The 25,648-nt window shown below is 62.2% G+C and carries 19 protein-coding genes and 1 other RNA gene; 13 read left to right on the top strand and 7 right to left on the bottom strand.

Annotation, left to right across the window (positions count from 1 at the left end):
* The first annotated feature begins 152 nt into the window (after positions 1-152).
* The 8 genes from ASF04_RS10770 (at position 153) to ASF04_RS10740 (ending at position 9,461) form a co-directional block, all read left to right on the top strand.
* A complete protein-coding gene (locus tag ASF04_RS10770; protein WP_056141025.1) occupies positions 153-1,085 on the top strand; it encodes an SMP-30/gluconolactonase/LRE family protein in 933 nt (310 codons plus the stop codon).
* A 108-nt stretch (positions 1,086-1,193) separates the two neighbouring features.
* Positions 1,194-2,153 carry a LysR substrate-binding domain-containing protein gene (locus ASF04_RS10765; protein ID WP_056141021.1) on the top strand — a complete coding sequence of 320 codons (960 nt, stop codon included), beginning with the start codon at positions 1,194-1,196 and terminating at the stop codon, positions 2,151-2,153.
* Between the two features lie 177 nt (positions 2,154-2,330).
* The gene (locus ASF04_RS10760) at positions 2,331-4,985 is read left to right on the top strand and encodes a TonB-dependent receptor (protein WP_056141020.1); all 2,655 of its coding nucleotides are present in this window, start codon (positions 2,331-2,333) and stop codon (positions 4,983-4,985) included.
* Positions 4,986-5,080: 95 nt separating this feature from the next.
* A complete protein-coding gene (galA, locus tag ASF04_RS10755) occupies positions 5,081-7,978 on the top strand; it encodes a beta-galactosidase GalA (protein ID WP_082488681.1) in 2,898 nt (965 codons plus the stop codon).
* A 132-nt stretch (positions 7,979-8,110) separates the two neighbouring features.
* The gene (locus tag ASF04_RS10750) at positions 8,111-8,398 is read left to right on the top strand and encodes a hypothetical protein (RefSeq protein ID WP_056141019.1); all 288 of its coding nucleotides are present in this window, start codon (positions 8,111-8,113) and stop codon (positions 8,396-8,398) included.
* Complete coding sequence (locus ASF04_RS10745) at positions 8,395-8,706, top strand: cell division protein ZapA (RefSeq protein WP_019922972.1); 312 nt, start codon at positions 8,395-8,397, stop codon at positions 8,704-8,706. The genes ASF04_RS10750 and ASF04_RS10745 overlap by 4 nt, the downstream gene beginning before the upstream one ends.
* Positions 8,707-8,761: 55 nt before the next feature.
* Positions 8,762-8,940, top strand: a non-coding RNA gene (gene ssrS / locus ASF04_RS26740) — 6S RNA.
* 62 nt (positions 8,941-9,002) lie between these two features.
* Positions 9,003-9,461, top strand: a complete 459-nt coding sequence (locus ASF04_RS10740; RefSeq protein ID WP_056141017.1) for an EVE domain-containing protein — start codon at positions 9,003-9,005, stop codon at positions 9,459-9,461.
* Positions 9,462-9,549: 88 nt separating this feature from the next.
* On the opposite strand, the gene lgt is transcribed toward ASF04_RS10740, so the two are convergent.
* Both lgt and ASF04_RS10730 read right to left on the bottom strand, forming a co-directional pair.
* A complete protein-coding gene (gene lgt / locus ASF04_RS10735) occupies positions 9,550-10,425 on the bottom strand; it encodes a prolipoprotein diacylglyceryl transferase (protein ID WP_056141014.1) in 876 nt (291 codons plus the stop codon).
* The gene (locus ASF04_RS10730) at positions 10,419-11,351 is read right to left on the bottom strand and encodes a LysR family transcriptional regulator (RefSeq protein WP_056141011.1); all 933 of its coding nucleotides are present in this window, start codon (positions 11,349-11,351) and stop codon (positions 10,419-10,421) included. Before ASF04_RS10730 ends, lgt begins: the two co-directional genes overlap by 7 nt.
* A 133-nt stretch (positions 11,352-11,484) precedes the next feature.
* Between ASF04_RS10730 and ilvD the strand changes: the two genes are divergently transcribed.
* Entirely contained in the window at positions 11,485-13,347 is a 1,863-nt protein-coding gene (gene ilvD / locus ASF04_RS10725; protein ID WP_056141008.1) for a dihydroxy-acid dehydratase, read from the top strand.
* Between the two features lie 147 nt (positions 13,348-13,494).
* Positions 13,495-13,815, top strand: a complete 321-nt coding sequence (locus ASF04_RS10720) for a c-type cytochrome (RefSeq protein WP_056141004.1) — start codon at positions 13,495-13,497, stop codon at positions 13,813-13,815.
* 78 nt (positions 13,816-13,893) lie between these two features.
* Here the strand turns inward: ASF04_RS10720 and ASF04_RS10715 are convergent, their stop codons facing one another.
* The 5 genes from ASF04_RS10715 to folD all read right to left on the bottom strand — a co-directional run bounded on the left by ASF04_RS10715 (position 13,894) and on the right by folD (position 19,032).
* Positions 13,894-15,042, bottom strand: a complete 1,149-nt coding sequence (locus ASF04_RS10715) for a branched-chain amino acid ABC transporter substrate-binding protein (RefSeq protein WP_056141002.1) — start codon at positions 15,040-15,042, stop codon at positions 13,894-13,896.
* Positions 15,043-15,261: 219 nt separating this feature from the next.
* Positions 15,262-15,657 carry a hypothetical protein gene (locus ASF04_RS10710; RefSeq protein ID WP_019922965.1) on the bottom strand — a complete coding sequence of 132 codons (396 nt, stop codon included), beginning with the start codon at positions 15,655-15,657 and terminating at the stop codon, positions 15,262-15,264.
* Positions 15,654-16,079, bottom strand: coding sequence for a DNA polymerase III subunit chi (locus tag ASF04_RS10705; RefSeq protein ID WP_056140998.1), 426 nt, complete (start codon positions 16,077-16,079; stop codon positions 15,654-15,656). The genes ASF04_RS10710 and ASF04_RS10705 overlap by 4 nt, the downstream gene beginning before the upstream one ends.
* 11 nt (positions 16,080-16,090) lie before the next feature.
* Positions 16,091-18,169 carry a M3 family metallopeptidase gene (locus ASF04_RS10700; RefSeq protein WP_056140995.1) on the bottom strand — a complete coding sequence of 693 codons (2,079 nt, stop codon included), beginning with the start codon at positions 18,167-18,169 and terminating at the stop codon, positions 16,091-16,093.
* A gap of 17 nt (positions 18,170-18,186) precedes the next feature.
* Positions 18,187-19,032 (bottom strand): bifunctional methylenetetrahydrofolate dehydrogenase/methenyltetrahydrofolate cyclohydrolase FolD, encoded by an 846-nt coding sequence (gene folD, locus ASF04_RS10695; protein WP_056140993.1) that lies wholly within the window; start codon positions 19,030-19,032, stop codon positions 18,187-18,189.
* A gap of 268 nt (positions 19,033-19,300) precedes the next feature.
* Here folD and aceE point away from each other — a divergent pair, with 268 nt between their 5' ends.
* From aceE to lpdA, 3 genes are all read left to right on the top strand, one after another.
* Entirely contained in the window at positions 19,301-21,991 is a 2,691-nt protein-coding gene (aceE, locus tag ASF04_RS10690) for a pyruvate dehydrogenase (acetyl-transferring), homodimeric type (protein WP_056140990.1), read from the top strand.
* A 151-nt stretch (positions 21,992-22,142) separates the two neighbouring features.
* Complete coding sequence (aceF, locus tag ASF04_RS10685) at positions 22,143-23,789, top strand: dihydrolipoyllysine-residue acetyltransferase (RefSeq protein ID WP_056140987.1); 1,647 nt, start codon at positions 22,143-22,145, stop codon at positions 23,787-23,789.
* A 9-nt stretch (positions 23,790-23,798) separates the two neighbouring features.
* Positions 23,799-25,583, top strand: a complete 1,785-nt coding sequence (gene lpdA, locus ASF04_RS10680) for a dihydrolipoyl dehydrogenase (protein ID WP_056140985.1) — start codon at positions 23,799-23,801, stop codon at positions 25,581-25,583.
* Positions 25,584-25,648 lie beyond the last annotated feature (65 nt).

Genomic DNA, 25,648 nt, shown 5'->3' with positions numbered 1-25,648 from the left:
AACGGCGCCCAGCTATGGAAATATGATTAATTCGCCACAAACCATATCATTATCGAATACCAGAAATAAACAAGTCAGCTATCTGATATCAAGATAGCTGATAGTGATTTTTTTATATCTGCCGGACGCCGGCCGCGCTTACACTCGGCGTCATGATAGACATCTCCACGCCTGCCATCGGCGCCGTCGCTGCGCACGCTATCCTGCTGCAGCGCGGCGGCCGCACCGGCGGTGTCCTGCGCTGGGACGCAGCCGGCAACTGCTGGCGCTGGTCCGATCCACTTGCCGGCCTGTTGTACAACTGGTCGCCGGCACCGCCTGCCATGGCCGCTACAGTCGCAACAGCGGCCAGCTTGCGCTTGTCCGAAAGCGCTTGCGCGCTGGCCGCCTGCGCCTCCGGGCGCCTGCTGCTGGGGCAGGGCAAGCGGCTGGGGCTGATCGAGTTGCCGGCGGCCGGCAGTGTGGCCAGGACGCTACAGTCGCAAGTGTTGTTGACGGTGGACGCGGCCGAGCCGCGCACGGCGATCAGCGACGGCTGCACCGACCGCGCCGGCAATTTTGTGTTCGGCACCGCCAATACCGCCAGCGACCAGCGCCCGATCGGCAGCTTTTACCAATACTCGCAACGCCACGGCCTGCGCCGGCTGGCGCTGCCGGTGGTGGTGCGCGCGGCCGGCATAGCCTTCAGCGCCGACGGCACCCGCATGGTGTTCGCCGACGGCAACCGCATCCTGCGCTGTACGTATGATGCCGACCGTGCCAGGGTTGGCAATGTCACCACGTTTGCCGAGTCGGATGTGACCGTGGGCGCGGCCGTGATCGACAGCGCCGACTGCCTGTGGAGCATCCAGGGCGCCGAACTGGTGCGATACGACGCCGGCGGCGCCGTGCTGTGCCGAATCGCGCTCGAAGGCGCTGCACCGGTCGCGCTGGCCTTCGGTGGTGACGGCCTGGCGCAGTTGCTGTTGTTGGGTAACGACGGCGCCTTGTACGGTTTGCCGTCCGGCTTGCTTGATAGCGCCACCGCTGGCATCGCCGACACGCGGTTCGACGACATGGCACCCGCAGTGCAGGCCGTCGGCTAGCGAGCGCGGGACGAGGAGAAGACGGGCAGGTGCGCGCGTCCGCAGAACGCGGCTTCGCCACGCTAGTCGCGCGTGCTCTACCTTTCGGGCGGTATAATAATCGCCAATATGACCGATTCCCGCTCCGACCGCTTTGTCCGCTCCCACCTGAAGACCCGCCACCTGGTATTGCTGGTGGAACTCGGCCGTCACGGTTCCATCGCGCACGCGGCGCAAGCCGCCAACCTCACTCAACCCGGTGCGTCCAAATTGCTGGGCGAGCTTGAACACGCCCTCGGCGTGCAACTGTTCGAACGCCTGTCGCGCGGCGTGGCGCCTACCTGGTATGGCAAGGTGCTGATCCGCCGCGCCGGTGCGGCGCTGGCCGAGATGGACGCGGCGCACCAGGAAGTGATGGAACTGCTGTCGGGCCTGCGCGGACGGGTCGGTATCGGCTCGGTGCTGGCGCCAGCCACCTCGCTGGTGCCCAAAGCTATCAATTTGCTCAAGTCGCGCCATGCGCGCGTGCACGTGTCGGTCAAGATGTCCACCAGCAAAGTGCTGGTGGAACGGCTGCGCAGCGGCGAGCTCGATCTGGTGGTCGGCCGCATCCTCGACACCGCTGCCGCCGACGAACTGCATTTCGAACCGCTTACCGACGAGCCGCACCTGTTGATCGCGCGCAGCGACCATCCATTGGCCGGTCGTACCGATTTGCAGCTCGAAGAACTGGTGCGGCAATGCTGGATACTGCCGCCGGCCGGCAGCATCCTGCGCGATCGCCTGACGGCCCTGTTCCTGTCGCACGGCCTCGAGCAGCCGGCCGAAACCGTCGAGACTCAAGACTTGCCGGTGGTCGCCAGCCTGCTGATGAACAGCGACATGATCGTCGCACTGCCGGCCGAAGCTGTGCAGGCTTACCTGCAAACCGGCCTGATGGCCATCTTGCCGTTCGACCTCGGCGTGAGCATGGATTCGTTCGGCATTGTGACGCGCAAACGACACCAGCTCTCCCCGGGCGCCGACGCCATGCTGCTGGCGCTGCGCGATACTGCCACCACCATGTATCCCCACTACACCAAGCCGTAAACAGTCAAGCTGACAAACTGTTTACGCTTTTTGTATGTCTGATATACGAACTTGATATGGGCCAACGTCAATAAGCTATTGGCCTCTCAACTTCGGTTTCGATAGCATCCCGTCTTATCCGTCCGATGTGGTTCAAAGATCAGAGACGGAACTACATAGACACTGGAGATGCACATAATGAAACACAAGAAAATGAGCCTGCTGATCGCGACCTTGTTCAGCACCCCGTTGATGGCGCAACAAGCGTTCGCGCAAGAAGCACAAGCAGAGCCAGCAGCACAGGCAGCAGCACAGGCAGCAGCACCAGCGGCAACTCCCGCAGCGCCGGTCGCCGGCGAAATCCAGCAAGTGAACGTGACCGGCATCCGTGCGTCGGTGCGTAACGCGCTGGCCGTCAAGGAAGCTTCCAACAGCATGGTGGAAGTGATCGCGTCGGAAGACATCGGCAAACTGCCGGACACCACCATCGCCGAATCGCTGGCACGCCTGCCAGGCCTGTCGTCGGGTCTCGATCGCGGTAATGCCTCGCAGATTGTTGCGCGCGGTATGGGCCCCCGCTTTATCGGCGCCACCCTGAACGGCCGCGAGCTGGCCTCGTCGGAACCGGATCGCGCCGTGCGCTTCGAGCAGTTCCCGTCGGAGTCGATCAGTGGCGCCACCGTGTACAAAACCCAGAACGCCGAACTGGTCGAAGGCGGCATTGCTACCTCGATCGATCTGCAAACCGTGTCGCCGCTGAAGTACAACGGCCGCCAGCTGAACTTCAAGGCCGATGTCCTGCACTACAACATTGCCAAGGACATCGCCGGCGCTGACAAGAACAAGCCACGCGTGGGCGGTATCTGGGTTGACCAGTTCCTCAACAAGACGCTCGGTGCAGCCGTCGCGTTCAGCTACCAGGACCAGCCATCGGTGCAGAAGAACGTGCGCCACTGGGGTTTCAACGAAAACAATTCCGTCGACATGAACGGCGACGGCAAGGTCGACAAGACTCCGTGGGGCTTCCAGGACGACGTGCGCCGCGGCAGCAACAAGCGCAGCAGCGTGCTGGGCAAGATCGAGTACAAGCCGAACAGCGATGTCCTGATCACCGCCGACACCTATTACGCGCAAACCAAGATCGACGAAGCGCAGATGCAGCACTGGACCGGCGACCTGGGCAACTGGGATGGCGGCAACTCCGGCAACTTCAGCAACCTCGACATCCGTAACGGCTATGTGGCCGGTGGCACCGTCAACTGGAACCGCGTCATCAACAACGATGCACACTGGATCCAGGACGCCAGCGTGGCCGCCAGCGGCCTGAACGCCAAGGTCAATCTCGGCGAGTGGAAAGTTGAAACCGACCTGTCGACGTCGCACGCGCTGCGCAGCAGCCAGTGGCGCGACCTGCGTCAAAATTCGCTGAGCTCGATTCCAGTGTCGGTCAACTGGTCGTTCACCGGCAACGAGCGTCAGCAGTACAGCTTTGGCGGCATCGACACCGGCAACCCGGCCAACTTCGAAGCGCCGACCCTGTACGTCGATACCGACGGCCACGTGAAGGATCTGCTGAACGCTGCGTCGGTCACCGCCGCGCGTCCGATCGAAAACAGCATCGTCAGCCGTATCAAGGTCGGCGTGCGCGCGACCGACCGCGAGAAGAGCTACCGCCAGACCACCTGGCAACTGGCCCAGAAAAACGCGATTCCTGCTTCGGCCTACGAGACCGTCAACGTCGAAGGTTTCCCGTCGTACTTCGTGCTCAAGGACTTCTACGGCACCATCGGCAACGCCTTCGGTGCTGATGCCATCAATCCGAACGGCAAAGTCGGTACTGCCGACCAGATTCGCAACGACCAGCTCGCTGGCTGGCGCGTCAAGGAACGCAGCACCTCGGCCTTCGTCCAGGGCGACCTCGATGGTGAAGCCTTCGGCAAAACCTACCGCGGCAACGTGGGCGTGCGCCTGGTGCACACCAAGACCGACAGCTATGGCATGGGTTCCATCAACGGTTCCACCCCGTCCGCAGTCGAGCAAGGCACGTCGTATACCGAGATCCTGCCGAGCCTGAACCTGATCTTTAACCTCGACGAAGCCCAGGAACACCAGGTGCGTTTCGGCCTGGCCCGCGCAATGTCGCGTCCGCCACTGGATGAACTGCGCGCTTCGCGCAACCTGAGTCAGGCCGGCACCAGCCAGCCGCAAACGGGTTCGGCCGGTAACCCGGACCTGAAGCCGATGATGGCCAACCAGGTTGACCTGGCGTACCAATGGTACTTCCAGAAGGGTTCGCTCGTTTCGGTGGGAGGCTTCTACAAGCAGTTGCAGCGCTACATCGCCATCACCCAGAGCGACAACATCACCCGTTCGGTCAACGGCGAAGGCGGCAACATCCGTGGCGTGGAACTGGTCTACCAGCAAGCATTTACCGGCCTGCCGGCACCGTTCGATGGCCTGGGTATCGCCAGCAACTACGCGTACACCGCCAGCACCGTGCGTGAACAGGTTCCGGTCGGCAATCCGTTCCCGATCGAAGGCCTGATGCGCAACAACGGCGGCGTGACCCTGTGGTACGAAAAAGCCGGTTACGAAGCCCGTATCTCGGCCAATCACCACAGCTCGTTCGTACGTAACCCGACCTGGAGCGCCGGCCAGTTGCTGGTCAACGAAGCGGAAACTTTCGTGTCCATGAACCTGGCCAAGCAGATCACGCCAAACGTGCAGATCCGCTTCGGCATCGAAAACCTGACCAACCAGAAGGCGGTCTACACCAGCGCCAACAACCCGCTGCAACAGGAAGTGACCGAGTTCGGCCGCCGCTTCAACCTGGGCCTGTCCTTCAAGCTGTAAATTTTCCGTTGTACCTTTGTTTTATCGTGGTTTGCGGAGCAGTGCTTAACGGTGCTGCTCCGTTTTTTTTAGCCCAAGTTGTAAGGGAGCCAAGCTTGAACAAACTGCCTCACTGGCGGCGCATCTGCGCTGCCGTCCTGCTGCTGGCCGCCAGCGCCGCCGCACACACTGCTGCGCACGCCGCCGCACCGATCAAACCCCACATTACCGACGCCACCGTCAAGGCCGGGCGCGAGCGCCTGTCGCTCGATCGCGGCTGGCTGTTCCACCTCGGCGACGTGCGCCAGGCGCCGATCGTCGGCCACGAAGAATCGTATAGCAACGCCAAGGCCGGCAACGCGCCCGGCGCTGCCGGCGCCGAATTCGACGACTCCGACTGGCGTCGCCTCGACCTGCCGCACGACTGGGCCGTCGAAGGACCGTTCGACCCGAAAGCCAATATCTCGCAGGGTTACCGCCCGCGCGGCATCGGCTGGTATCGCCGCTATCTGCAGGTCGATCCGGCCGACCGAGGTCGCCACTTCGAGCTGCAGTTCGATGCGATTGCCACCCACGCCACCGTGTACGTCAACGGCAATGTCGTCAACCGCAACTGGTCCGGCTACAACGCCAGCAATATCGATATCACGCCTTACCTGACCTATGGTGACGCGCTCAATACCATCTCGATCCGCGTCGATGCGGAAGCGATGGAGGGCTGGTGGTACGAGGGCGCCGGCATGTATCGCCACGCGTGGCTGGTCAAGCGCGCACCGGTGCATGTGGCCACCGATGGCGTGTATGCCGTACCTCGCGCTGGCAAGGGCCGCGACTGGACCCTGCCAGTGGAGGTGACACTCAATAACAGCGGCAAGAAGGCGTCCGACGTGACGGTGGAAGTGACCGTGTTCGACCCGGCCGGCAAGCAGGTGGGCCGCCAGCAGGCCAAGGCCAGCGTGGGCGTATTGAAAGACGCCACCGTCAAGCTGCCGTTCAAGATCAACGATCCGGCCCTGTGGTCGATCGCCAAGACCAACCTGTACAAGGTCGTCACGCGCGTGCTGGAAAACGGTAAGGCGCAGGACGAAGTGGCGCTGCACACGGGCTTCCGCACCATCCGCTTCGATGCCGAAAAAGGCTTCTTCCTCAACGGCGAACACCTGAAACTGCAAGGCGTGTGCATCCACCAGGATCACGCCGGCGTCGGTGTCGCGATTCCCGATGCGGTGTGGGAGTATCGCCTGCGCCGCCTGAAGGAACTGGGCGTGAACGCGATCCGCTTCTCGCACAATGCGCCAGCCGCCGAAGTGCTCGACATGGTCGACCGCATGGGCTTCGTGGTGATGGACGAGAACCGCAACTTCAATCCGTCGCCGGACTACATGAAGCAGCTCGAATGGATGGTCAAGCGCGACCGCCATCACCCCGGCATCATCCTCTGGTCGGTATTCAATGAAGAACCGGTGCAGGGATCGGAAGTGGGCTACGAGATGGTGCGCCGCATGTCCGCTGCCGTCAAAGCGCTCGACGATACCCGTCCGGTCACCGCGGCCATGAACGGCGGCTTCTTCAGCGACCTCAACGTGGCGCACGCGGTGGACGTGGTGGGCGCCAACTACCAGGTGCCCGATTACGACCGCTTCCACGCGGCGTATCCGACGGTGCCGTTCACCAGCTCGGAAGACACGTCCGCGTTCATGACGCGCGGCGTGTTCAAGACCGACAAGCAAAAGAACCAGATCGCCAGCTACGACGACCTGGCCGATGCCGCGCAGTGGGGCAATACCCACCGCGATGCATGGGAAGCGATTGCCAAGCGCCCGTTCGTGGCCGGCGGCTTTGTCTGGACCGGGTTTGATTATCGCGGCGAGCCGACCCCCAACGAGTGGCCGTCGGTCAGCTCGGTGTTCGGCATCATGGACCTGAACGGTTTCCCGAAAAACGCCTACTACATCCACCAGGCGCAATGGATCAAGGATCGTCCGCTGATCCACATCGCGCCGCACTGGAACTGGGCCGGCAGCGAAGGCAAGGACATCCGCGTGATGGTGATGGCCAACGTCGAACGCATAGAACTGCTGTTGAACGGTACCAAGCTTGGCGAACAGAAGGCCGATCCGTTCCGCATGAATTACTTCAATGTCGCCTACGCGCCGGGCAAGCTCGAAGCCATCGGCTACAACGGCGGCAAGGAAGTCGTGCGCACGGCGGTGGAAACCACGGGCGAGCCGGTTTCCCTGGAACTGGTGCCGGACCGCGCGGACCTGGCCGGCGATGGCCGTGATGCCATGCCGATCACGGTGCGCGCGCTGGACGCCCAGGGCCGCGCAGTGCCGCTGGCCGACCCGGTCGTGACCTTCAAGGTCACCGGCGGTGGCCGGTCGATCGGCCATGGCAATGGCGACCCGACCTCGCACGAGGACGAGAAGGGCGCCACCCGGCGCCTGTTCAACGGCCTGGCGCAGCTGATCGTGCAGACCAGCTACGACGCCACCCAGCCCGTTACGGTGGAAGCAAGCGCGCCTGGCCTGAAGGCGGCCACGGTGACGATCCCGGTGAAAGCCGTGCCGGCCGTACCGTTCGTGGCCAGCGCCGATGCGCCGCTGACGTTCGTGCGCACCTGGCGCGTGGCGCCGCCGGGCGACACGCGGCCGAACCCGAACCAGAAAATCGACAGCTTCGACATGAACACCTGGGGCTGGGGCCAGCCGCCGATGTGGGGTGCAGCAGGCAGCAAGTTCAACCTGTACCGGTCGAGCTTCACGCCGCGCAAGAACCTTGCTGACGGCAATGGCCTGATCCGCTTTGCCGGCATCAAGGGCAAGGCGGAAGTGTGGATCAACGGCAAGCTGGCAGGCAAGAAGGAGAGCTTTGCCAACGAACCGCTGGACTTGCCGCTGCCAGCCGGTACCGGTAAGCGCGAGATCAGCGTGATTGTCGAAGCGGAACCGGGCCAGGCTGGCGCCCAGGGTAGCGGCATCACCGGTAACGTGACGATCGAGCCAAAACAGTAAAAACAGTAAAATGTCATCGATTTGCGCGCCGAATGTCCGGCGCGCAAATAGTTAACTTGCGTTTTACTTAAAATTCGGGGCCGCACACGTGATTCGGTTGACGGCACCCCGCGCCCTGCCTATAGTGGCGGGATGATTTCAGACTTCCAAGAACTATCCGACAAGATCGACCAGCTGGCCGAGATGACCAATGCTTTGCGCCGCGAAAACGCCCAGTTGCGTCAGGCCAATGCCGCCCTCGTGGTGGAAAACATGGGATATCAACGCCGCTTGAGCGAGGCCGCCGACCGTGTGCAGGCGCTGCTGGTGCACGTGCCGTCGCTGGTGCCGGAGCCTGTGCTGGATGAAGACGAAGTCGCATCAACTGAACAACCAGCTGGCGATGCCGCTGCCGCTGCGGAAAAAGAGGAAGTACGATGATCGAGCTCGACGTTACTATCATGGGCCAATCGTATCGCCTCATGTGCAAGGCCGACGAGGAACGCGCACTGCGCGAAGCGTCCGTCATGCTCGACAAGAAAATGACCGGCATCCGCGCAGCGGGCCGGGTCAAGGGCAACGACCGCATTGCCGTCATGGCGGCGCTCAGCGTGGCGGCGGAATTCCTGTCGATCAAGGCGCCGCAAGGTCCGTTGTCCGACATGTCGATACTCGAAGTACAGACCAAGATCGCCGCCATGCACAAGGTGTTGGATACCGCACTCACACCGCAAGAAGCGCTGTTTTAACGGTTTTTTAATCATCAAACTCCTTCCTTTGCGACGGACAAGAGAGTAAACTGGCGTCACCCTGCAGTGTTCGTGAATGTCATATATTCCTTGAACCATTTGTTTGCACCGGTCGTGGGATTTTGTTTGGTGGGCGTGAGCATCGCTTGTTCGATGAACCCGAAATTGAACTAACCGTGACCACCTGAGCCATTAGGTTCGGGATGCCGGCATAACGGCACAAGCGGGGTACTAATTCCTTGAAAGGCGGTTGGCATGCAAATGCTCAGCCGCTTTTTTTCGTCTGGAGATATCGTATGCAATACTGGTTGATGAAGTCCGAACCCGACGACGTGAGCATCGACGATCTCATGGCGTCCCCCCAGCACACGACCGCGTGGTATGGCGTGCGCAACTACCAGGCGCGCAACTTCATGCGCGACCAGATGCAGCAGGGCGATGGGGTGCTGTTTTATCATTCGAGCTGCCCGCAGCCCGGTATTGCCGGCCTGGCAGTGATTGCCAGCGGTCCTTATCCTGATGCCTCGCAGTTCGACCCCAAGAGCCATTACCACGACCCCAAGGCCACGCAGGAGCAGCCGCGCTGGATTTCGATCGACGTACAGGGAACGCAGAAGACGCGGCTGCTGCCGCTGGCCGAGATGCGCACCATCGCGGCGCTGGAAGACATGGTGGTGCTGCAAAAAGGCAGCCGCCTGTCCATCACGCCGGTGACGCCGGCGCAGTGGCAGGCCATCGTCAAGCTGCTGGCGTAGAGCGCTGACAAATCTCCAGAGCTGCGTTGCAGCTCCTCGCCGTACAGTCGTACTGTCTTCGTCGCTGCGCCTTGCTCTGAAGGCTTTGTCAGGCGCTCTTCGCAGGTTCTGCGCGCGGCACAGTCGGCGCCGTGGCGCGCTGGCGTACTTTATAGGCCCACACCAGCATGGCAATCGCGGCGACGACCATCGGCAGCGACAGCACCTGGCCCGACGTGATCGGCATGCCGAGGAACGTGGTTTCCCAGTCCGGCGTACGGAAGTACTCGGTGAAGAATCGTGCGCAGCCGTACAGCAGCGTGTAGAACGCGCCGACTGCAAGGCGTGGCCGCTCTTTGCGCGAGAACAGCCACAGGATGACGAACACCAGCAGGCCGTCGATCAGCATTTGGTAAATGGGCGACGGATGGCGCAGGCCTTGCAGGAAGATCGGGTTCGGGTGCAGCGGGAACGAATTATCGGGCCACAACATGGCCCACGGCAGCGACTGGTCGGCCACCACGCGGCCCGGCAGTTCGGCGTTGATGAAGTTGCCCAGGCGGCCGGCGGCGTAGCCGAGCGGCACCAGCGGCGCGATGAAGTCGTACACGTCGAGGATGTTGCGGCCGGCCTTGCGCGCCCACAGCGACATGGCGATCAGCACGCCGATGAAGCCGCCGTGGAACGACATGCCGCCATGCCACACCTTGAAGATCTCGATCGGGTTCGAAAAATATTTAACCGGTTCGTAGAACAGCACCTCGCCCAGGCGCCCGCCAATGACCACGCCCAGCATGCCGTAAAACAGCATGTCGTCGAGGTCTTCCTTGCGCCACAGCTGGGCGGCGATGTGCGGCTGCCTGATGCGCACGTGGCCGAGCGTAATGAACAGCGCAAAGGCAAGGACGTACATCAAGCCATACCAGTGGATCGCGACCGGTCCCAGGTGGATGGCGACCGGATCGGGCATCGGGTGTATCAGCATAGGGCGGTTTTCCTTACTTCGTTCCTTAATAATTCCAAAAAGCCGCGCAGCACGGGCGAAGCATTGTCGCGTCGCCAGGCCAGTCCGGTTTCGACCAGCGGCGTGGTGTGGGCCAGCGCACGGTATTCTACTCCGGGACGCATCAGGTTGGAGACCGACTGCGGCACCAGCGCCATGCCCATGCCGGCCGACACCAGCCCGACGATGGTCTGCATCTGGATCGCCTGCTGGCCGATTTCGGGCGTGACGCCCGCGTCGCGGAACACCGACAGGATGGCGTCGTACAGCGCGGGCGAGATCGCGCGCGGGAAGATAATCAGCGGCAGCGCCGGCAGCGCCGGCAGCGCCGGCAACGCATGCAATGCCTGTTTGCCGCGCTTGTTCAGCGCCGGCAGGCCGGCGGGGACGGCCAGCACCAGCGGCTCGCGCAGCACCGGCAGATAATCGAGTTCGGCGCGCGCTTTGTCGGGCAGTGGCGGGATCAGCAGGCCGGCATCGATGCGGTTGTGCAGCAGGTCGTCCAGCTGCAGGTCGGACGTGGCTTCCTGCAGCGTGATCTGCACTTGCGGGTACGCGGCGCGGTAGGCGCGCAGGAACGGCGGCAGCACGCTGTAGTCGGCCGAGGAGACGAAGTCCAGGGTCAGGCGCCCGACCTCGCCGGCGGCGGCGCGCTGCACCAGTTGCGGCAGTTCCTGGGCCTGTGCCAGCATGCGGCGCGCCTCGGGCAGCAGTGCGCTGCCGGCCGGCGTGAGCGTGACGCCGCGCCGGTTGCGCTCGAACACGGCCGCGCCCAGCAGTTCCTCGAGCGCCTGGATGGTTTGCGACAACGGCGGCTGCGTCATGTGCAGGCGCAGCGCGGCACGGCCGAAGTGCAGTTCCTCGGCAACGGTGACGAAATAGCGCAGCTGTCTGAGTTCCAGGTTCATATGTATTTCTATTTAATTTTTGCTCTGTGATATTTTAAACGACTCACAGCGCCGACAATCTTATATTTGACAGGGGAGCAGGGCCAAGGCACTCTGTCGTGCTACGTCGCTGTACCATCTTTGGAGAATCATCATGCCAGTTTATCGTTCCCGCACCACCACCCACGGCCGCAACATGGCCGGCGCCCGCGCCCTGTGGCGCGCCACCGGCATGAAAGATGGCGACTTCGACAAGCCGATTATCGCGGTCGTCAATTCCTTCACCCAGTTCGTGCCGGGCCACGTGCACCTGAAGGACCTGGGCCAACTGGTGGCGCGCGAGATCGAAAAAGCCGGTGGCGTGGCGAAAGAATTCAACACCATCGCCGTTGATGACGGCATCGCCATGGGCCACGGTGGCATGCTGTACTCGCTGCCATCGCGCGACCTGATCGCCGACTCGGTCGAGTACATGGTCAACGCCCACTGCGCCGATGCGATGGTGTGCATCTCCAACTGCGACAAGATCACGCCTGGCATGCTGATGGCCGCCATGCGCATCAACATCCCGGTGGTGTTCGTGTCCGGCGGCCCGATGGAAGCCGGTAAGGTGGTCAAGGTCGTCAACGGCGGCCAGAAGATCATCAAGCTCGACCTGGTGGACGCCATGATCAAGGCCGGCGACGACACCGTGTCGGACGCCGACGTCGCTGAAATCGAACGCTCGGCCTGTCCGACCTGCGGTTCGTGCTCGGGCATGTTTACCGCCAACTCGATGAACTGTCTGACCGAGGCGCTGGGCCTGTCCCTGCCCGGCAACGGCACCGTGCTGGCCACGCACTCGGACCGCGAGCAGCTGTTCCTGCGCGCCGGCCGCCTGATCGTGGAACTGGCCCGTCGCCACTACGAGCAGGACGACTACTCGATCCTGCCGCGCACCATCGCCAACAAGGCCACGTTTGAAAACGCCATGGCGCTCGACGTCTCCATGGGCGGCTCTACCAACACCGTGCTGCACTTGCTGGCAGCCGCGCACGAAGCGGGCGTGGACTTCACCATGGCCGACATCGACCGCATCTCGCGCAAGGTGCCCTGCCTGTGCAAGGTCGCGCCGATGACCGACAAGTACCACATCGAAGACGTGCACCGCGCTGGCGGCATCATCTCGATCCTGGGCGAACTGGCGCGCGGCGGCCTGCTCGACACCACCCGCCCGACCATCCACGCGCCCACCATGGCCGACGCCATCGAACGCAACGACATCAAGCGCAGCGACGACCCGGCCGTGCACCAGCTGTTCCGCGCCGCGCCAGGCGGCGTGCCGACGCAAACGGCGTTCTCGCAATCGGAGCGCTTCGCGTCGCTGGACCTGGACCGCAGCACCGGCTGCATCCGCGACAAGGAACATGCGTACTCGCAGGACGGCGGCCTGGCCGTGTTGTACGGTAACCTGGCGGTCAACGGCTGCATCGTGAAAACTGCCGGTGTGGACGAGAGCATCCTCAAGTTCAGCGGCAAAGCACGCGTGTTCGAGAGCCAGGACGATGCAGTGGCCGCCATCCTTGGCGACACCGTGCATGCCGGTGATGTCGTCATCATCCGCTACGAAGGACCGAAAGGCGGCCCGGGCATGCAGGAGATGTTGTACCCGACGTCGTACATCAAATCGAAGGGCCTCGGCAAGTCGTGCGCGCTGCTGACCGATGGCCGCTTCTCGGGCGGTTCGTCTGGCCTGGTGATCGGTCACGCCTCGCCGGAAGCGGCCGAAGGCGGCGCCATCGGCCTGGTGGAAGAGGGTGACATGATCGACATCGACATCCCCAACCGCACCATCAACCTTCGCATCACCGATGCCGAACTGGCCGCCCGCCGCGCCACCATGGAAGCCAAAGGCGACGCCGCCTGGCAACCGGTGGACCGCGAGCGCTACGTCTCGCAGGCACTGCAAGCCTACGCCGCGCTGACCACCTCGGCCGACCGCGGCGCGGTGCGCGATTTGTCGCAGTTGAAGCGTTGAAACCCGAATGTTATTGCCCTGATCATTGAATAGTTAGAACATCCTCTCGGTCACCTGCGTCAACCATTGCATTTACTTGTGCGTTAAATTCTGAAGAGAAAAACACTGTAAAATGTAGGGGCATTCGCAGCTTAACCGGAGAGGAATATGAAACGCAATTTGATGATGGTGGGTGTACTGGTCGCGTCGGCGTTCGCATCGCAAGCGGCGATGGCGGATGCCGGTTCGGATCTGGCCAAGGCCAAGAACTGCATGGCTTGCCACGCTGTCGCCACCAAGCTGGTTGGTCCATCCTACAAGGATGTGGCCGCCAAGTACGCGGGCCAGAAAGATGCCGAATCCAAGCTCGTCACCAAGGTGATGAAGGGCGGTTCGGGCACCTGGGGCGCGATCCCGATGCCAGCCAACCCACAGGTGAGCGAGGCGGAAGCCCGCACCCTGGTGAAATGGGTGCTGACGCAAAAGTAAGCGCTTTTGCGTCCTCCGCTTTACTTCACAAACGACAAACGCGCCTTCGGGCGCGTTTGTCGTTGATGAGGCCGATTTTTATTTGACCACTTCCACCTTGGTCTTCTTGCCGTCGGTGTACGTGAACAAGGTCAGTGCGCCATCCTTGATGTCGCCGTACTGGTCGAACGAGATCAGGCCCGTAACGCCCTGGTACTTGATCTTCTGCAGCACCGGCAGGTACTTGGCCGGTTGCGACGATTTGGCTTCCTGCATCGCGGTGGCCATGGTCATCACGGCGTCGTACACGTATGGCGCGTAGATCTGCACGTTGGCGTTGTACTTCTGCTTGAAGCGCGAGGTAAAGTCGTCCATGTTCTTTTGCTGCTCGGCCGTGATACCGCCGGCCTCGGCGCAATACACCACGCCGTTGGCGGCAGCCGTGCCGGCCAGGCGCGGCAGCGCTTCGGTGCAGATGCCGTCGCCGCCCATGTACTTGGCGGTGATACCCAGCGCCTTCATCTGGCGCAGCAGCGGGCCGCCAACCGAGTCCATGCCGCCGAAGAACACCAGGTCCGGGTTCTTGCCCTTGATCGAGGTGAGGATGGCGTTGAAGTCGGTGGCCTTGTCGGTGGTGAATTCCTTGGCGACGATCTGCACGCCCGGGAACGATTTCTTGGCGCCCTTGATGAACTCGTTGGCCACGCCCTGGCCGTAGGCCGTGCGGTCGTCGATCACGGCGATTTTCTTCGCGCCCAGCTTGCCCACGGCGTAGGTACCCAGGGTACCGCCGAGCTTGGCGTCATTGGCCACCACGCGGAACGCCGATTTGAAGCCTTGCTGGGTGTACTTGGTCTGGGTGGTGGCGGGGGAAATTTGCGGAATGCCGGCGTCGTGGTAAATCTTGGAGGCGGGGATCGAGGTGCCGGAGTTGAGGTGGCCGATCACGCCGTTCACCTTGGCATCGACCAGCTTTTGCGCCACGGCCGTGCCCTGCTTGGGATCGGCGCCGTCGTCTTCGGCCACCAGCACGAACTTGACCGGTTTGCCGTCGATCTTGAAGCCCTTGGCGTTCAAGTCTTCGATCGCCATCTTGGCGCCGTTTTCATTGTCCTTGCCGAGGTGGGCCGATGGACCCGAGACCGGACCGACGTGGCCGATCTTGATGACTTCCTGGGCGCTGGCGCTGCCGATGCCGGCAACAGCGAGGGCGATGGCGAGTGGAATGAATTTAGTCTTGAACTGCATTGTCATTCTCCAAAAGTGTTGGTCAACGGGGTCTCGTGAACGCCGCAGGTTTTTCTGCAAGGCCAAAAGGTACAACAATTTGGAGGCGGCGCAAAGCGGCAAACGTGATTGTTTTGCGCTTTGATGATGCGTTTCCTGGAATGGTGCGGGGATGCCCGCAATGGGTGCGATCCGCGCACCAGGATGAGACACAATGCGCGAATCGGAAGGCGGGGAGAGTTACTTTTTCTGCGCTTGCAGGTGTACCAGTTCCTGCGACACGGCGCGGGCGACGATCTTTTCGATGGTGTCGTGCAGGCCGATGCGGATCTCGTTGGTGAGGCCGTGCAGCGCGTGCGTGAGTACCTCGGCCATGCTGTCCTTGATGCGCTGCTCGAGCACGAAATCGACGCGCGATTGCAGCTTGTGCATGATGCGTTCGGCCAGTCGGTGTTCCATCATGGCCCATTCGGCGTCGGTCCAGCCATCGACGGCTTCGGCTTCGAGCGCGGCGGCGATCTCGGCCTTGGTGGGCGCCAGCGGGGCCGTGGCGCCAGGGAGAGGGTCTTCGCCGGGTGCCTCGGTCTTCAGAACTTCGGTCAACACCGGGATGCTGTTATCAAAGGTTGAGCTCATGATTTTCCTGCGACAAAGTGAGTGAGGGGATACTGTTGCTGCTTGTAGGCGACATAGCGCTTGCGGCCGGCAGCCGCATCATCCTCGTCCGAGGAAATCACTTCTATCATGCGCTCGAATCGGTCCACGCGGGAGGGCGCGCGGCGCGACAGATTCACTAATAATTCGGTGTGTGGTAATTCCGCCTCATCGTTGTCGGTGAGTATGATCGGCGTGTGCTCGGCCAGTACATCGCCGGCCAGCACGTGCGGCAGGAAGTCGGTCGTGGAAAAGGTCCACATGGCGGTGTTGAGTTCCGCCAGCTGCTGCGCATCGTCCGCCAGCACCACGATGCGATGGTTGGCGCCAAACGCCTTGCGCGCCAGGCGGCAGGCGTAGGCGACCTTGTCGGTGATGTTGGTGTGGAAGTCGATGCGCGTCATGCTGTCCCCGTTCAGGCGGCCATGCCGCTGTGGCGCAGCAACGCGTCGATGCTCGGCTCGCGGCCGCGGAAGGCCGTGAACGATTCCAGGGCCGGGCGCGAGCCGCCCACCGACAGGATTTCGCGCAGGTAGCGCTTGCCCGCTTCGGTGGTGGCATCGGGTCCCAGCGCCTTGGCTTCTTCGAACGCGGCATACGCGTCGGCCGACAACACTTCGGCCCACTTGTAGCTGTAGTAGCCGGCCGCGTAGCCGCCGGAAAAGATGTGGCCGAACGAGTTCTGGAAACGGTTGAACGCGGGCGGCACCACCAGCGAGAACTTGGCGCGCACGCTGTCGATCATTTGCTGCACGGTTTGACCGGTGGTGGCGTCGTAGTCGTAGTGCAGGTGCATGTCGAGCAGCGAGAATTCCACCTGGCGCAGGGTCTGCAAACCGGACTGGAAGTTTTTCGCGGCCAGCATCTTGTCGAACAGTGCGCGCGGCAGCGGCTGGCCGGTGGTCACGTGCGCGGTCATGTGCTCGAGCACGTCCCACTCCCAGCAGAAGTTTTCCATGAACTGCGACGGCAGTTCCACCGCGTCCCACTCCACGCCCGAGATGCCGGACACGCCCAGCTCATCGACCTGGGTGAGCATGTGGTGCAGGCCGTGGCCGAATTCGTGGAACAGCGTGATCACTTCGTCATGGGTGAACAGCGACGGCTGCGCCACGCCATCGACCACGGCCGGTTCGGTGAAGTTGCAGGTCAGGTAAGCGACCGGCGTCTGCACGCTGTGGGCGTTGGCGCGGCGGCCACGGGCGTCGTCCATCCAGGCGCCGCCGCTTTTGCCCGCGCGCGCGTACAGATCGAGGTAGAACTGGCCGATCAGGATGCCATCGCGCTCGATGCTGTAGAAGCGCACGTCCTTGTGCCATACCGGCGCCACGTCGGGCTTGATCTCGACCGCGAACAGGTTCTGGATCTGGCGGAACAGGCCATCGACTACTTTATGCTCGGGGAAGTACTGTTTGACTTCCTGCGCCGAGAACGCGTAGCGGCGCTCCTGCAGTTTTTCGGACGCGTATGGCATGTCCCACGCCTGCAGGTCGTCGATGCCGAGTTCAATCTTGGCAAACTGCCTGAGCTCTTCCAGGTCTTTCTGGGCGAACGGCCGCGCGCGCTGGGCCAGGTCTTCGAGGAAGCCGATCACGTGCTCGGGCGATTGCGCCATTTTTGGTACCAGCGATACTTCGGCAAAGTTCTTGTAGCCGAGCAGCTTGGCTTCTTCGTCGCGCAGGCGCAGCAGGGTGACGATGTTTTGCGTGTTGTCCCAGTCGTCCTTCTTGCTGAATACATCGCCCTGGTCCGACGCCTTGGTGGCGTTGGCGCGGTACACGGTCGCGCGCAGCGCGCGGTTGTCGGCAAATTGCAGGATCGGGTAGTACGACGGGAAGTGCAACGAGAACTGCCAGCCCTGCTTGCCGTCCTTTTGCGCGGCAGCGTGGGCGGCTGCCTTGACGTCGTCGGGCAGACCGGCCAGTTCCGCTTCGTCGGTAACGAGCAGCTTGTAGTCGTTGGTGGCATCAAGCACGTTTTCCGAGAAGCGCGTGGAGACGGCTGCCTGTTCTTCCTGGATCGCTGCAAAACGTTCCTTCTGATCGGCCGCCAGTTCGGCGCCGCCCATGCGGAAGTCGCGAATCGCGTTGTCGATGATGCGCTGGCGCGCCGGCGACAGGCTGGCAAAACTATCGGACGCGCGCAAGGCCTTGTACTTGGCGAACAGTGCTTCGTTCTGCGACAGCTCGGTCCAGAACTCGGTCACCTTCGGTTGATTCTCGTTGTAGGTGGCGCGCAGTTCGGGCGTATCCACCACGCTGTTGAGGTGATTGACAATGCTCCAGGCGCGACCAAGCAGCTCGGTGGCGTTTTCCAGCGGCGTGACGAAACTGTCCCAGGTCACGTCGTCCTGCGGCGCTTCGAGTTGCTGCACCACGGTACGCGAGCGTGCCAGCAGGTGGTCGATCGCGGGCGTGACGTGCTCGGCGAGGATGGCGTCGAAACGCGGCAAGCCGGAAAAGTCGAGGAGAGGATTGGTTGCGTCTGTAGTCATGTCAGTTTCCGGTAGGTTTAAGCGCGCTCGGCGGCTTCGACGGTATTCATCAACAACATCGTAATCGTCATCGGGCCCACGCCGCCCGGCACCGGGGTAATGTGCGACGCCACTTCCTTGACGCCGGCAAAGTCCACATCACCGCACAGCTTGCCTTCATCGTTGCGGTTCATGCCCACGTCGATCACGATGGCGCCCGGCTTGACCATGTCGGCGGTCAGCACGTTGCGGCGGCCCACGGCTGCCACCACCACGTCGGCCTGGCGCGTAAATACGCCGAGGTCCGGGGTGCCACTGTGGCAGATGGTGACGGTGGCATTGGCTTGCAAGAGCAGCAGGCCCATCGGTTTGCCGACGGTGTTGCTGCGGCCGATGACCACGGCGTGCTTGCCCTTCAGATCGACGCCGGTGCTTTCGATCAGCTTCATGCAGCCGTACGGCGTGCACGGGCGGAAGCCTTCCAGGCCCGTCATCAGTTCGCCGGCGCTGAGCACCGAGTAGCCATCGACGTCCTTGGTGGTGGAAATCGCTTCGATCACCTTGTGCGGATTGATATGCTTGGGCAGCGGCATTTGCACCAGGATGCCGTGGATTTTCGGATCGGCGTTCAGTGCAGCGATACGTTCCAGAAGTGCAACTTCCGACAGGTCGGCCGGGTATTGCTCCTTGAGCGAATAGAAACCGGCATCCTCGCAACCCTTGACCTTGTTGCGTACATACACGTGGCTGGCGGGATCGTCGCCGACCAGGATCACGGCCAGGCCGGGTTGTTTGCCTTTGGCGGTGAGCACGGCAGCACGTGCAGCAATTTCAGCACGCAGTTTTTGGGAGAGGGCGATTCCGTCGATCAGTTGAGCAGACATGTTTTAACCAGGTTAGGAGGATTGGAAGAGGGAAGCGAGATTATAAGCGCTAACGCGCCCGGTCCCGCGATTTCCGGCCTTTTCGGATGCTGCACCGCACAAGATTTTCATAGGGAAATTCCACGATATGAAATGACTTATCATAGTTTGAAAAAGCAAAAAATCACTGTTAGAATCCCCACACGTCGTAGAAGTATTGGTAAATAATCAGCGTTCCACAGGCCCGGCAGATGCACTACACGGGCCTTTAACTCAGGAGACTTAACACATGTCAGATCAACTCGACCAGGTACCGGCAAGCACCGACCCTGATTCGCAAGAAACCAAAGAATGGTTGGATTCCCTGGCCTCGGTACTCGAACAAGAGGGCCCTGATCGTGCGCATTACCTGCTGGAACGCCTGATCGACCTGGCACGCCAGAGCGGCTCGGATATCCCGTTCTCCGCCAATACCGCCTACGTCAACACGATTCCCCTGGACCAGGAACAACACTGCCCGGGTAACCTGGAATACGAAGAAAAACTGCGCTCGTGGATGCGCTGGAACGCCATGGCGATGGTCGTCAAGGCCAACCGCGTCGATGGCGACCTCGGTGGCCACCTGTCCTCGTTTGCCTCGCTGGCCAACATGCTGGGCATCGGCTTCAACCACTTCTGGAAAGCGCCGAGCGAAAACCATGGCGGCGACCTGCTGTACATCCAGGGTCACTCCTCGCCGGGCGTGTATGCCCGCGCGTTCCTCGAAGGCCGCCTGACCGAAGACCAGCTGACCCACTTCCGTCGCGAAGTGGACGGTGGCGGCCTGTCGTCGTACCCGCACCCGAAACTGATGCCGAACTTCTGGCAGTTCCCGACCGTGTCGATGGGCCTGGGCCCGCTGATGGCGATCTACCAGGCGCGCTTCCTCAAGTACCTGCACGCGCGTTCGATCGCCGACACCACCGACCGCAAGGTCTGGGCCTTCTGCGGCGACGGCGAGATGGACGAACCGGAATCGCTGGGCGCCATCGGCATGGCCTCGCGTGAAAAACTCGACAACCTGGTCATCGTCGTCAACTGCAACCTGCAACGCCTGGACGGTCCGGTGCGCGGCAACGGCAAGATCATCCAGGAACTGGAAGGCGAGTTCCGTGGCGCCGGCTGGAACGTGGTCAAGGTCGTGTGGGGCCCGGGCTGGGACGCACTGCTGGCCAAGGACAAGGAAGGCATCCTGCGCAAGGTAATGATGGACACCGTGGACGGTGAATACCAGAACTACAAGGCGAAAGACGGCGCGTACGTGCGCAAGCACTTCTTCGGCAAGCATCCAAAGCTACTGGAGATGGTTGCCAACATGACCGACGACGACATCTGGCGCCTGACCCGTGGCGGTCACGATCCGCACAAGATCTACGCCGCGTTCAAAGTGGCGCAAGAGCATAAAGGCCAACCGACCGTCCTGCTGGTGAAAACCATCAAGGGCTTCGGCATGGGCAAGCACGGCGAAGCACGCAACACCGCGCACAACACCAAGAAGCTGACCGACGAAGCCGTGCGCGAAATGCGCGACCGCTACTCGATCCCGATCCCGGACGATCAACTGGCCGACATCCCGTTCTACAAGCCAGCCGATGACGCACCGGAAATGAAGTACCTGCATGAGCGCCGCGCGGCCCTCGGCGGCTACCTGCCGGCCCGCCGCATGCAAGCGGACGAAAAGCTGACGGTACCGCCCTTGAGCGCGTTCCAGAACGTGCTCGATGCGACCGCCGAAGGCCGCGAAGTATCGTCCACCCAGGCGTACGTGCGTATCCTGACCACGCTGCTGAAAGACCAGAGCGTGGGCGCCCGCATCGTGCCGGTGCTGGTTGACGAGTCGCGCACCTTCGGTATGGAAGGCCTGTTCCGCCAGGTTGGTATCTTCAACCAGCAGGGCCAGTTGTACGAGCCGGTCGATAAAGACCAGGTCATGTACTACCGCGAAGACAAGGCCGGCCAGATCCTGCAAGAGGGTATCAACGAAGCCGGTGGCATGAGCTCGTGGATCGCTGCGGCGACCTCGTACTCGACCAACAACCGCGTGATGATCCCGTTCTACACGTACTACTCGATGTTCGGCATGCAGCGTATCGGCGACCTGGTATGGGCCGCCGCCGACATGCGCGCCCGTGGCTTCCTGATGGGCGGCACCGCCGGCCGCACTACGCTGAACGGCGAAGGCCTGCAGCACGAAGATGGCCACAGCCACCTGTTCGCCGCAGCAGTACCGAACTGCATGCCGTACGACCCGACCTTCGGTCACGAGCTGGCAGTCATCATTCAGGACGGTATGCGTCGCATGGTGGAAGAACAGGAAGACGTGTTCTACTACATCACCATCATGAACGAGAACTACCCGCATCCAGGCATCAAGCCAGGCCAGGAAGAGGGCATCCTGAAAGGCCTGTACCTGCTGCAAAAAGGCGACGAGTCGCTGCAGCAGCGCGTGCAGTTGCTGGGTTCCGGCACCATCCTGCGCGAATCGATCGCGGCGCAAGACCTGCTGAAAAACGACTGGAACATCGCGGCCGACGTCTGGTCCGCACCGTCGCTGACGCTGGTGGCGCGTGACGGCCAGGACGCAGAACGCTGGAACCTGGTCAACCCGGCCAAGGAACAGCGCGTACCGTACGTGACGCAACTGATGAACGCCACCACCGGCCCGATCGTTGCCACCACCGACTACATGCGTGCGTTTGCGGAACAGATCCGTGCCTTCATTCCGAAGGACCGTACCTACCGCGTACTGGGCACCGACGGCTTCGGCCGTTCGGACAGCCGCGTCAAGCTGCGCGAATTCTTTGAAGTGAACCGTTACTACATCACGGTCGCCGCACTGAAATCGCTGGCCGAAGAAGGCAAGCTGGACGTGTCCGTGGTTGAACAGGCTGTCGCCAAGTACAACCTCGATCCGAACAAGCCGAACCCGGTGACCCAATAACAGGGAACTCGCACAACCTACTGCGCGACCCGCCATCGCCTCTGCGTTGCTCAGCGTACCTCCGTACGCTTGCGCTACTCGAGACGATGGCAGGCCGCTCGCTACGGTTGTACGAGCCCCCTGACACTAAACAGAATACGGAGCAAACGCTATGAGCATTGTGGAAGTTAAAGTCCCGGATATCGGCGACTTCAAGGAAGTGGAAGTCATCGAGCTGATGGTCAAGGTTGGCGACACCATCAAGGTGGACCAGTCGCTGGTCACCGTTGAATCGGACAAGGCCAGCATGGAGATTCCATCGTCGGCCGCCGGCGTGATCAAGGAAATCAAGGTCAAGGTCGGCGACAAGATCGCCGAAGGCGGCCTGCTGTTGCTGCTGGAAGGCGAAGCTGCTGCTGCGCCTGCGCCAGCCGCTGCTGCCGCTCCTGCACCTGCCGCCGCTGCGCCAGCACCTGCTGCTGCACCAGTTCCTGCACCGGCTGCCGCCGCTGCCGGTCCGGTGGACATCGCGGTACCGGACATCGGCGACTTCAAGGAAGTGGAAGTCATCGAGGTGATGGTCAAAGTGGGCGACACCATCAAGGTCGATCAGTCGCTGCTGACCGTGGAATCGGACAAGGCCAGCATGGAAATTCCATCGTCGCATGCCGGCGTGGTCAAGGAAGTCAAAGTCAAGGTCGGCGACAAGGTTGCCATGGGTTCGATCGTGTTCGTGGTTGAATCGACCGGTGGCGCTGCTGCTCCTGCTGCTGCCGCACCAGCACCAAGCGCCGCGCCAGCTGCTGCACCAGCGCCTGCACCTGCTGCTGCAGCTCCAGCAGCCGCTGCACCAGCCGCTTCGCAAGGCTCGGTCCAAACCGGCAAACTGGCCCACGCTTCGCCATCGATCCGCAAGTTCGCGCGCGAACTGGGCGTCGATCTGGGCAAGGTGCCAGGTTCGGGTCCGAAAGGCCGCATCACCCAGATCGACGTGCAGAACTACGTCAAGGGCGTGATCGCCGGCAGCATCGCAGCCCCTGCGGGCGCCGCGTCGTCCAACGCTGGTGGCGGCAACTTCAATGTGCTGCCATGGCCGTCGCTGGACTTTTCCAAATTCGGTCCGACCGAACTGCTGCCACTGTCGCGCATCAAGAAAATCAGCGGTCCGAACCTGCACCGCAACTGGGTGCAGATCCCGCACGTCACGCAGTTCGACGAAGCGGACGTCACCGACCTGGAAGCATTCCGCGTCGATACCAACAACGCCAACGCCAAGAACAAGGATGCCGCCAAGCTGACCATGCTGGCCTTCGTGATCAAGGCGTCGGTGGCTGCGCTGAAGAAGTTCCCGTCGTTTAACTCGTCGCTCGATGCGAAGGGTGAAAACCTGATCCTCAAGCAGTACTACAACATCGGCTTCGCAGCGGACACGCCGAACGGCCTGGTGGTCCCGGTGATCAAGAACGCCGACCAGAAATCGGTCTCGCAGATCGCCCGTGAAATGACGGAACTCTCCTTGCAAGCGCGCGACGGCAAACTCAAACCGGCCGACATGCAGGGCGCGACCTTCACCATCTCGTCGCTGGGCGGCATTGGCGGCACGCACTTCACGCCGATCGTCAACGCGCCGGAAGTGGCGATCCTGGGCTTGTCCAAGGCATCGATCAAGCCGGTATGGGACGGCAAGGCCTTCCAGCCACGCCTGATGATGGGCACCTCGCTGTCGTACGACCACCGCGTGGTCGACGGCGCCATGGGCGCCCGCTTCTCCGTGTACCTGAGCGAAGTGCTCGGCGACATGCGCAAAATTCTGCTGTAAGGAGCGACTATGAGCACAGAAGTGAAAGTGCCGAATATCGGCGACTTCGCAGAAGTTGAAGTAATCGAAGTGATGGTCAAGATCGGCGACACCATCAAGGTGGACCAGTCACTGATCACCGTGGAATCGGACAAGGCGTCGATGGAAGTGCCATCGTCGCACGCCGGCGTGGTCAAAGAGGTGCTGGTCAAAGTGGGCGACAAGGTCAAGGAAGGCGTGGCGATGCTGGTGATCGATGCGGCTGCCGGCGACGCTGCTGCGCCTGCCGCCGCTGCTCCGGCACCGGCCGCTTCGGCTCCGGCCCCTGCACCTGCCGCTGCTCCGGCAGCCCCCGTGGCGGCGCCTATCGGCGGCAACTACACCGGCCAGGTCGATGTCGACTGCGACATGATGGTACTGGGCGGTGGTCCTGGCGGCTACTCGGCAGCGTTCCGTGCGGCCGACCTGGGCCTGAACACCGTGATCGTCGAGCGTTACGAAACGCTGGGCGGCGTGTGCCTGAACGTCGGTTGCATTCCATCGAAGGCGCTGCTGCACGTGGCATCGGTCATCGATGAAACGCAGCACATGAGCAAGACCGGCGTCACCTTTGCCAAGCCCACCATTGATATCGACCAGGTGCGCGCGTACAAGGAAGGCGTGATCAAGAACATGACCGGCGGTCTGGCCGGCATGGCCAAGGCACGCAAGACGCAAATCGTCACCGGCGTGGGCCAGTTCATCAGCGCGAACCACATCGAAGTCACTGCAGCGGATGGCACCAAAAAAGTGGTGCAGTTCAAGCAGGCGATCATCGCTGCCGGTTCGGCCGTGGTCAAGCTGCCGTTCGTGCCCGAAGATCCGCGCATCGTCGATTCGACCGGTGCACTGGAACTGCGCCAGATCCCGAAACGCATGCTGGTCATCGGCGGCGGCATCATCGGCCTGGAAATGGCCACCGTCTACTCGACGTTCGGCGCGCGCATCGACGTGGTCGAAATGATGGACGGCCTGATGCAGGGCGCCGACCGCGACGCGGTCAAGGTCTGGCAGAAGTTCAACGAGAAGCGCTTCGATAACATCATGACCAAGACCAAAACGGTCGGCGTGGAAGCGCTGCCCGAAGGGATCAAGGTCACGTTCGAAGCCGCCGAAGCCGGCGCCGCAGCACCTGCACCACAGGTCTACGACCTGGTGCTGGTCGCCGTGGGCCGCAGCCCGAACGGCAAGAAGATCGCTGCCGACAAGGCGGGCGTGGTGGTCACCGACCGTGGCTTCATCCCGGTGGACAGCCAGATGCGTACCAACGTGCCGAACATCTTCGCCATCGGCGACCTGGTGGGCCAGCCGATGCTGGCGCACAAGGCCGTGCACGAAGGCCACGTGGCAGCGGAAGCCGCCGCCGGCCAGAAGTCGCATTTCGATGTGAAGGTGATTCCATCGGTGGCATACACCGATCCGGAAGTGGCATGGGCCGGCATCACCGAGGACGAAGCGAAAGCCAAGGGCATCAAGGTCGAGAAGGGCCACTTCCCGTGGGCCGCTTCGGGCCGCGCCGTGGCCAACGGCCGCGCCGAAGGCTTCACCAAGCTGCTGTTCGACGCTGAAACCCACCGCATCATCGGCGGCACCATTGTCGGCACCCACGCCGGCGACATGATCGGCGAAATCGCGCTGGCCATCGAAATGGGCTGCGACGGCACCGACATCGGCAAAACCATCCACCCGCACCCGACCCTGGGCGAGTCGATCGGCATGGCGGCGGAAGTGTACGAAGGCTCGTGCACCGATCTGCCGCCACCGCGCAAAAAATAAGCTTCCCTTACCGGTTGCCCGAGATGCCGTTCAGCGTGAGCTGGGCGGCATTTTTTTTGTCCGGC

Origin of the sequence: Duganella sp. Leaf61, assembly GCF_001421905.1 — a bacterium.
Classification (GTDB): Bacteria; Pseudomonadota; Gammaproteobacteria; order Burkholderiales; family Burkholderiaceae_D; genus Rugamonas; species Rugamonas zoogloeoides.
Note: the sequence above shows the minus strand (reverse complement) of the source record. Positions and strands in the feature narration are given on the sequence as shown.

What these genes read in the sequence shown, in the direction of transcription:
- ASF04_RS10770 (WP_056141025.1), top strand. Translation starts at nt 153, where the DNA reads ATGATAGACATCTCCACGCCTGCCATCGGCGCCGTCGCTGCGCACGCT.
- ASF04_RS10765 (WP_056141021.1), top strand. Translation starts at nt 1,194, where the DNA reads ATGACCGATTCCCGCTCCGACCGCTTTGTCCGCTCCCACCTGAAGACC.
- ASF04_RS10760 (WP_056141020.1), top strand. Translation starts at nt 2,331, where the DNA reads ATGAAACACAAGAAAATGAGCCTGCTGATCGCGACCTTGTTCAGCACC.
- ASF04_RS10750 (WP_056141019.1), top strand. Translation starts at nt 8,111, where the DNA reads ATGATTTCAGACTTCCAAGAACTATCCGACAAGATCGACCAGCTGGCC.
- ASF04_RS10745 (WP_019922972.1), top strand. Translation starts at nt 8,395, where the DNA reads ATGATCGAGCTCGACGTTACTATCATGGGCCAATCGTATCGCCTCATG.
- ASF04_RS10740 (WP_056141017.1), top strand. Translation starts at nt 9,003, where the DNA reads ATGCAATACTGGTTGATGAAGTCCGAACCCGACGACGTGAGCATCGAC.
- lgt (WP_056141014.1), bottom strand. Translation starts at nt 10,425, where the DNA reads ATGCTGATACACCCGATGCCCGATCCGGTCGCCATCCACCTGGGACCG.
- ASF04_RS10730 (WP_056141011.1), bottom strand. Translation starts at nt 11,351, where the DNA reads ATGAACCTGGAACTCAGACAGCTGCGCTATTTCGTCACCGTTGCCGAG.
- ilvD (WP_056141008.1), top strand. Translation starts at nt 11,485, where the DNA reads ATGCCAGTTTATCGTTCCCGCACCACCACCCACGGCCGCAACATGGCC.
- ASF04_RS10720 (WP_056141004.1), top strand. Translation starts at nt 13,495, where the DNA reads ATGAAACGCAATTTGATGATGGTGGGTGTACTGGTCGCGTCGGCGTTC.
- ASF04_RS10715 (WP_056141002.1), bottom strand. Translation starts at nt 15,042, where the DNA reads ATGCAGTTCAAGACTAAATTCATTCCACTCGCCATCGCCCTCGCTGTT.
- ASF04_RS10710 (WP_019922965.1), bottom strand. Translation starts at nt 15,657, where the DNA reads ATGAGCTCAACCTTTGATAACAGCATCCCGGTGTTGACCGAAGTTCTG.
- ASF04_RS10705 (WP_056140998.1), bottom strand. Translation starts at nt 16,079, where the DNA reads ATGACGCGCATCGACTTCCACACCAACATCACCGACAAGGTCGCCTAC.
- ASF04_RS10700 (WP_056140995.1), bottom strand. Translation starts at nt 18,169, where the DNA reads ATGACTACAGACGCAACCAATCCTCTCCTCGACTTTTCCGGCTTGCCG.
- folD (WP_056140993.1), bottom strand. Translation starts at nt 19,032, where the DNA reads ATGTCTGCTCAACTGATCGACGGAATCGCCCTCTCCCAAAAACTGCGT.
- aceE (WP_056140990.1), top strand. Translation starts at nt 19,301, where the DNA reads ATGTCAGATCAACTCGACCAGGTACCGGCAAGCACCGACCCTGATTCG.
- aceF (WP_056140987.1), top strand. Translation starts at nt 22,143, where the DNA reads ATGAGCATTGTGGAAGTTAAAGTCCCGGATATCGGCGACTTCAAGGAA.
- lpdA (WP_056140985.1), top strand. Translation starts at nt 23,799, where the DNA reads ATGAGCACAGAAGTGAAAGTGCCGAATATCGGCGACTTCGCAGAAGTT.